At 54.0% G+C, this 5,140-nt stretch carries 4 protein-coding genes; 2 read left to right on the top strand and 2 right to left on the bottom strand.

From position 1 onward, the window contains the following. Positions 1-90: 90 nt before the first annotated feature. Entirely contained in the window at positions 91-993 is a 903-nt protein-coding gene (locus tag IQ273_RS30035) for a DMT family transporter (protein WP_194026767.1), read from the top strand. Positions 994-1,008: 15 nt separating this feature from the next. Here the strand turns inward: IQ273_RS30035 and IQ273_RS30030 are convergent, their stop codons facing one another. Then, positions 1,009-2,307 carry an SGNH/GDSL hydrolase family protein gene (locus IQ273_RS30030; RefSeq protein WP_194026766.1) on the bottom strand — a complete coding sequence of 433 codons (1,299 nt, stop codon included), beginning with the start codon at positions 2,305-2,307 and terminating at the stop codon, positions 1,009-1,011. Between the two features lie 332 nt (positions 2,308-2,639). Then, on the bottom strand, positions 2,640-2,846 hold the full coding sequence (locus IQ273_RS30025) for a hypothetical protein (protein ID WP_194026765.1): 207 nt from the start codon (positions 2,844-2,846) through the stop codon (positions 2,640-2,642). Between the two features lie 448 nt (positions 2,847-3,294). Here IQ273_RS30025 and IQ273_RS30020 point away from each other — a divergent pair. Beyond that, the coding region (locus IQ273_RS30020; RefSeq protein WP_194026764.1) for a bifunctional diguanylate cyclase/phosphodiesterase at positions 3,295-5,140 on the top strand (1,846 nt) is incomplete at its 3' end.

Raw genomic sequence — 5,140 nt, 5'->3', positions numbered from 1 at the left:
GGGTAAAAGGGCGAAATTGGTGCGATCGCTGTCAGAATCAGGCTGAAGAATGCTTCGCCTTAAACGTTTTAATTCTTGTAGACAATCGCTATGGCCTCTTTGCCCAGCCCCAAAGTGTTGCTGCCAGTGCTCACCAGCTTTCTGTTTGCGGGCAGCTTCATTGCGGGGAAATACACCACCGTTGAGCTGGGGCCATTAACCACCTCTCTGCTGCGCTACGTCATTGCAATGGGGGTGCTGGGGTTGTTTATTTATGGGCGGCCACAGTCTATCAAGGCGCTCACCGTGGCGCGATCGGACTGGCTGGCGATGGGATTGTTGGGTACCTTTGGCGTCGTGGGGTACCACTACTTTTTCTTTATCAGCCTGCGCTACACGGCGACCGCCAACACCGCCATCATCAACGCCTTCAACCCGGTGGTGACAGGGACAATGGCGGCTCTGTTCATTGGCGAACGGCTGACCCGCCGCCAGTACGGTGGCATTGGGCTAGCTCTACTGGGGGTGCTAACGCTGCTGACCCGAGGAAATCTAACCACGCTACTGACCCTTGAGCTAAATCGAGGCGATGTGCTCATGCTGTGCGCCGTACTGTGCTGGGTGGTGTATTCGTTGATGATCAAACAGCTCAGCCAGCGCTACTCGGGGCTGACGATTACCTTTTATGCCGCTGTGGCTGGGGTGGGGCAACTGCTGGTGCTGGCCAGCCTCGAAGGCTGGTGGCGGCAGCTGGCAACCCTATCGCTGACATCGCTGCTGGCGATCGTGTACATGGGCGTCGCCGCTTCAGGCGTTGCCTATTTGTTGTTTAACCTCAGCATTCAGCGCATTGGCCCCACCCGCACCGCCAGCACGGTCTACAGCCTGGTGCCCATTTTTGTAGCGGGCCTGGCCTGGCTGTTTTTTCGAGAGCCACTGACGGTCACCATGGTCGCTAGCATGGGGCTAATTTTGTTGGGCATCAACGTGGTGCTGAGCCAGCCCAAGCATTAAGCCTCTCGACCACTCTCAACCCATACCAAAGTCAGGGAACTCGGCTTGAATTTGAGGCGCAATTTGGGCGGCTATAAACTGATTGAGATTAGACGTAGGATGGGAGCCATCGGTAAACGCAAACGATCGTGAATCCAGGTTATCTGGCAAACCTGTGACTTGAGTTAAGTAATCCAAGTAAGAAATTTCTGTAATTGGAACTAGCCCTGCATTGATTACTGACTCTTGCCAAACCACCAGACCATCTTCAAAGACGTCAATTCCATCAATCACCATAACGTTTTCTACAGGGTCGAAACCACCCTGCTGACCTGGGAAATAATCACCGATATCATCCAAAAGGCCCACGAGAAAATCATTGACCTGACCAAAGACATTGCTGCCCAGAAAATCATCAACAAGGCCATCAAACGCCATCGAAAAATCTGTCCCCACCAGTAAAGAAGAGCCGAACGTTACAGCCCGCGTCGAGAAGTCTTCTAGATCGTTGAGCACTTGGGCAGCATTGTCGGAAATGATTTGGGCGACATCATCAAACAAAAAGCCATTTTCCCTAAGATCTTGGCCATCATACGTGGCGCTCAATCGGGTATTAATTTCGGCGGCCACGTCAGTTAAAAATGCTCGAGTCTGGCCCGCATAATCTCCTGGCAGCAGCGCATCAACTGCGCCATCGGCTTGAATAGAAAAGGGTGAATCTCCTAGTCTTGACAAGCCAAGGATAACAATGTCATCTACATAGTTCTCCAGGCTGGCAATTGCGACATATATATTGTCTACAACCTGCGTAGCTAGATCATTTTTTAGGGCATTGTCGTCGTTTTTGTCAGGCGTCAAAAGGATGCTGGCAAAACTGTTTATATCGACTAGCACCTCAAATACATCGTTGCTGCCAGCGCTAAAAAGAATGTCTGGCTTTTCGGTCTTAGCCTCGGGAATTCCTACAGAGGTCAGATCTTGGGCAAACAATGCAATTTGAGATTGCACACCAACCGGAAACATAGCTAAGCCATTACCTTCTGCGCCAAATACTCCCGTCGTAGCGCCAGCAACAGCGTAGTTGATATTTTCTGTTAACGGGTTGAGCGCAGGCGGAGTGGTTGGCAATCTAACGCCAAGCGTTAAGGAGTCGGGATCAATACCCAACTCAGCTATCACGGCTTCGCCGAGCACCAAACCATTTGACGCTTTGCCACCGCTATAGGGAGGATCAGGAAATGGCAGATCAGGAAATGGAACGATCCCAAAGGGAGCCAAGACATTGGTCAAGTTTCCAGTATCTAGTAAACTATCGCCTAGCAAAGCAATGGTCATGGCTTTTGGGGGCTAGTAAGGACATGCTCAATCTTTAGGGAGACAAGAGCGAGAATACAAGCAACAGATACATATATTAAACACATAAAGCACAGGTAAACCGGATGTCTCCTGGTTGACTGACAAGCCTTTAGACAAGCTTTTAGAAGTATGTTGGGCGAAACGCAGTGGAACCCGGCGTCAGGACTAGTTTTGTTAGGTTCTGATTGTAACTTCAGGGGCCTCTGTCGTTAAATACGCAGCCCGACGAGCAGCCACTCGTTGGTGGTTACTCGTCGGGCTGCACTGCGTGATGTCCCGGAACGGTGAAGGGGTAGGTGATTAACCCTGGGTTAGTAGCTCTCGTCGGTGGTGACGGTGTGCAGGGCCAGGTCGTGGTTGGCCTGGTTGAGGCGATCGGCGATCGCGCGCCGCCATTTAAGACTAATGGTGTCGTCGGCGAGCACCTGCTGGGCCTCTTCGCGGTATTGGGCACTTTGGACTGTATCGACTTCTTCGAGCTGCTTCAGGTGCTCAAATACTTCTTGGGGAGTTGTCATAGCAATTGTCCTTTGTAACGAAAGGCTCGGGCAACCTAGGCCAAACGGCTGAAGTTGCAGGCGCATCTCACCATTTTCTGAGAAGACTAACTTAACGGCTACTGTTCTAGCTGAACCTTTACGCCCCGATAAACTTTGTTGTGCTTCGCAATAGGGCGTTGCACGTTGCAGCAGCCAGCCTGGCTGAATGAGCCGACTGTCTAAATTGGTGATTTTCCGGTACTGATCAAATCATTAGCAGTTGATAATTAAACGTTTATGCCTGATTGGCCTATCTCAGGCCTAGGCTAAGTGGCTAGGCCAATTCAAATGTAGGATGGGTTAGCGACAGCGTAACCCATACGGGCGTTGGGTTTCGTGCCTCAACCCCAACCTACATCGACTTATATTTAATTGCGCTTGCCTACTTAAACGCAGGCAGGGGCATTGTTGTAGGAGCGAGTCAGATATGGAGATTGCTGCCAATGGGGCGATCGCAGCGGCATATTTTATTATTCCTCTGACGCTGCTGCCGGTGCTGCGGACCAGCAAGCGCGACGTTTGGCTCAACCTGCTGTTGATGAGCCTATTTGTCTTCAGCTGCGGCGTGGGGCATACCCTAAGCGCCCTGCACCTGCACAGTACCCCCTGGCATTGGGTAACGGCGGGGGTATCGTGGGCAGCAGTGGTGGTCTTATTGCGCAGTCAAACTCGCCTGCGCTACCTGGGCGAAACCTTTAGTTTGCTAGAGGCTACCTGGGAGCAGGCCCTGACCGGGAAGGTGCTGTGCGAGCGTACGGGCGACGACCTCAGGGTGCTCAAGCTCAACCCTGCTGCTACCGCAATCACCCAAAAATTGCTCAAGCCGGGCGATCGCCTTTGCGAAAAAATGCCCTTTCACCGCCAGCGGGTCTACCCCTACGAGGTGCCGTTGATCGACCTCTACTTTGCGGCCCTCGACTCTGACGAACCCAACCGACTGGAGTACCAGTACAAGGGCGAGATTTCCGGCTGGTACATGACTCTGGTGACTCCCCTGTCGCCCCAGCTGCTCTATATGACGTTTGCCGAGGTCAGCGGCATTATCCACGATCCGCTGACCGGGCTTTACAACCGCCGGGTGCTGGAGATGGAGCTGGAGAACTGGGACGTTTGCCTTTTCATTGACCTCGATCGCTTTAAGCTGATCAACGACCAGCGAGGCCACTTTTTAGGGGATGAGCTGCTGAGGGCCGTTGCTGAGGTGCTGCAAGACCAGGCCCAGCGCTACGACGGCATTGCGTTACGCAGCGGCGGCGACGAATTTTTGCTGCTGCTGTCCGCCCCCGAAGCCGATGCTACTGAACCATGCCCCACCCCGACTGCGATCGCCGAAAATGTGCTGAGCGATATTCTCGCCATCGAGGTCGAGGGGGCCAGCATCAGCGCCTCCATTGGCGTCGCCAGCGGCACCATCGACGCGTTTCAGGAAGATGCCCCGATCAACCGGCTGCTACAGGCCGCCGAAACCGCTCTGCGGGAAGCCAAACGCAACCGGCGATCGAACCTGCCCCAGCACCGCATTCGGGTATGGAACAGCGCTCTGGCCCGGCGGCGGCTGCGCCAAATTACCCTCGAAGCCTACCTGGAGCAGCGCAGCAGCGAGCTGGAGTTTTGGCTCGCCTACCAGCCCATCTGCCACATGCAAACCGGCGCGATTGTTGGGGCCGAAGCCCTGATCCGGTGGGATTCAGCTCAACTGGGGCGGGTATCGCCGTCAGAGTTTATCCCGGTGGCTGAGGCGACGGGGCTAGTACACCGAATTAGCGACTGGGTGCTCTGCCATGCCCTAGAGCAGCTGGCTCAGTGGCAAGAGGTAGCCCCCCAGTTTAATCTCTCCATCAACATCAGCCCCCTGGAGCTAGAAGACGACGACTTCTTAGACCGCATCATGCAGCGAGTGGCCGGGGCGGGCATTACCAGCAACCATTTCGGTATTGAAATCACGGAGCGGGGTATCTACAACAACCTGGAGCGCTACCTGAAAAGCCTGCAAGACCTGCGCGATATGTCGCTGCGGCTCAAGGTCGATGACTTTGGCATGGGTCAGTCGGGGCTGGCCCAGCTCTTGCAGTTTCGCTTCGATGAGGTCAAAGTCGATCGCTACTTTATTCCTGCCAACGCTCAAAACTTAAAGAAAGTGGCGATCTGCCGGGCGATCGCCGCTCTCTCAGAAGGCATTAACTTTGACATGGTGGCCGAAGGCATTGAGCACACCGCCCAACGCGACCTCATGCTAGGGCTGAACTACAACTACGGCCAGGGTTATCTCTTCT

It is taken from the genome of Nodosilinea sp. LEGE 07298 (genome assembly GCF_015207265.1).
Classification (GTDB): domain Bacteria; phylum Cyanobacteriota; class Cyanobacteriia; order Phormidesmidales; family Phormidesmidaceae; genus Nodosilinea.
This window is presented reverse-complemented; position numbering and strand designations above follow the sequence as displayed.